General features: G+C 68.5%; 3 protein-coding genes. 1 reads left to right on the top strand and 2 read right to left on the bottom strand.

Translation table 11 applies throughout. The features are described from left to right. On the top strand, positions 1-781 hold a 781-nt coding region (locus FJ980_RS30150; protein ID WP_140547254.1), incomplete at its 5' end, for a universal stress protein. A 9-nt stretch (positions 782-790) separates the two neighbouring features. Here the strand turns inward: FJ980_RS30150 and FJ980_RS34910 are convergent. Both FJ980_RS34910 and FJ980_RS30145 read right to left on the bottom strand, forming a co-directional pair. Then, positions 791-934: a hypothetical protein gene (locus FJ980_RS34910; RefSeq protein ID WP_181165259.1), complete on the bottom strand. Its 144-nt coding sequence runs from the start codon at positions 932-934 to the stop codon at positions 791-793. A gap of 201 nt (positions 935-1,135) precedes the next feature. Then, positions 1,136-1,950: methyltransferase domain-containing protein (locus FJ980_RS30145; RefSeq protein WP_140547253.1), on the bottom strand; the 815-nt coding region annotated here is incomplete at its 5' end.

Below are 1,950 nucleotides of genomic sequence, written 5' to 3'. Positions count from 1 at the left end.
TGCCGGCCCGGCCCGCGACAAGGGCCCGGAGCGTGCCTTGAAGGAGGTCAAGAAGGGCGCCGCCAGAAGCGCCAAAGCGGTCAGCAAGGCCGAGGACACGCCGGTCGAGAAGGTGCATCTCACCGCCCGCAGCGAACGCGAAGCGACCGCACGGACGATCGCCGAGGAGGCACGCAAGGGCTATGGCCTGCTGCTGGTCGGGCTCGAGGCCATGCTGACCGAGAAGGGATCGTTCACCGAGGCGCTCAACGACATGACCAGCGGCTTCGACGGTCCGCTCTGCCTGGTGCTGAACGGTGCCGGCGCCGGGGGCAAGATGCCGGTGCTGCGCGCGGGCACCACCATCCTGGTGCCCGTCAACGGCACGGAAGTGTCGCGCCGCGCCGCCGATTTCGCCCTGGCGCTGGCAAGGCCGCACCGGGCGCGGGTCAAGGTGCTCTATGTCTCGCAGGCGCGCAAAGGCGCCCGGCAAGGCACCGTTTCGCACCGCCGCGAGGAGGCGGTGCTCAAGGACGTCGTCGATCTCGCCGACCGCTACGGCGTCGCCGTCGATACCGCCATCCGCGCCCGCGCCACGCCCGACACGGCGATCGCCAGGGAAGTGGCCAAGGGAGCGGCGATGGTGGTGATGGGCGTCACGCAGCGGCCGGGCGAGGAACTGTTCTTCGGCGACACCGCCATGGCGGTGCTGGCCGCCGTCCCCTGCCCGGTCGTGCTCGTGGCAAGCGACCGCATCCGCGCCGAAGCAAGGCCCGAGGCCGCGGCCGAAACCGGCGCCTGATGGCGGAGCCTAGAGGCCGAAGAACTGCCTGCCGATCATATAGCCCAGGGCGACCACGGCCAGCGGGAACAGCGCCGGCGCGACCTTGCCGAGGACCGAGCCTTGCTGCTCCTTTGGCGGCACATAGCGTGCATTGCCGAGATTCTTGGTCATTGCGTACCCCCGCGCGAACCAGTTCATTAGCAGATGCTTATTAACAGCACGGCCGAATTAACGGTTCGCGAAGAAATTCGCTCGAAAGCCGGCCATTTGAGCGGAGAGCTGGCGAATGCGGCTTGGCTCAGCCTCGATCTCGGAACCGGGTTTGCCTGCGGCCTGGCGCCGCGCCGCGGCTTCGGCCGTCGCGGAGGAGCGCTACGTGCGGCAAACCGTCATGACGAAGAATTCGCGGTAGCAGAAATCCGGATCGTCGAGCAGGCGATCCGGCCGCTCCTTCAACTCCTGCCAGTAGGCCTGGTCGGCATCAGGCAGGGCATAGCTCGGCGCGACGCTTGCAAAATAGGCCAGCAGGTCGCGAACATAGTCGCGCGTGAAGCGAGGCGCGGGCGCCCAGCGCTCGACCAGCCAGCCCTTGCGGCTGACGACCTCCAGGCCCGCCTGGCGCAGCCGCGCCGGAAGCGTCGAACCGCAATCGGTGCCGAGCACGCCTCGGTCGCGAAATCCCTGGAGCCTGGCTGCCATGAAGCGCGCCAGCAGCGCCCGGTCCATGGGCAGGATCTGCAAGATGGTCGAATCGAAATCTTTGACCGCCAAGATGCCGCCCGGCTTCAGCACGCGCCTGGCCTCGCCGACGGCAAGCGCGAACTCGGCCGGCGTCAGATACTGCATGACATTGCCGGACCAGACGCAATCGAACGATGCGTCGGCGAATGGCAGCGACAGGATGCTGCCGACATGCGTGGCCATTTCCGGCGGCTCGGACAGCGTGCCCGCGAGCGCCTCGACCCGGGCGATGTTTTCGGGCGCGAGGTCGAGCGCGGCAATGAAGCCGGAAGGACCGACGGCGCTGGCGATGAGCGGCAGGAAGCCGCCGCTGCCGCAACCGGCATCGAGCACGCGCCAGCCCGGGCGGATGCCGGCATCGAGCAAGGCCGCCTCATATTCGGGGCGCGACGACTCGAAATGAAGGTCGAGCCAACCGGCCTCGCTGGCCGCGTGTCCGGGGGCCG

It is taken from the genome of Mesorhizobium sp. B1-1-5 (genome assembly GCF_006443065.1).
In the GTDB taxonomy this organism is placed as follows: Bacteria; Pseudomonadota; Alphaproteobacteria; order Rhizobiales; family Rhizobiaceae; genus Mesorhizobium.
The sequence above is the reverse complement of the archived record's forward strand: the minus strand, read 5'-3'. Positions and strand labels throughout refer to the sequence as shown.

Excerpts from the sequence above, each read along its gene's own strand:
- FJ980_RS34910 (WP_181165259.1), bottom strand. The coding sequence starts at position 934 with ATGACCAAGAATCTCGGCAATGCACGCTATGTGCCGCCAAAGGAGCAG.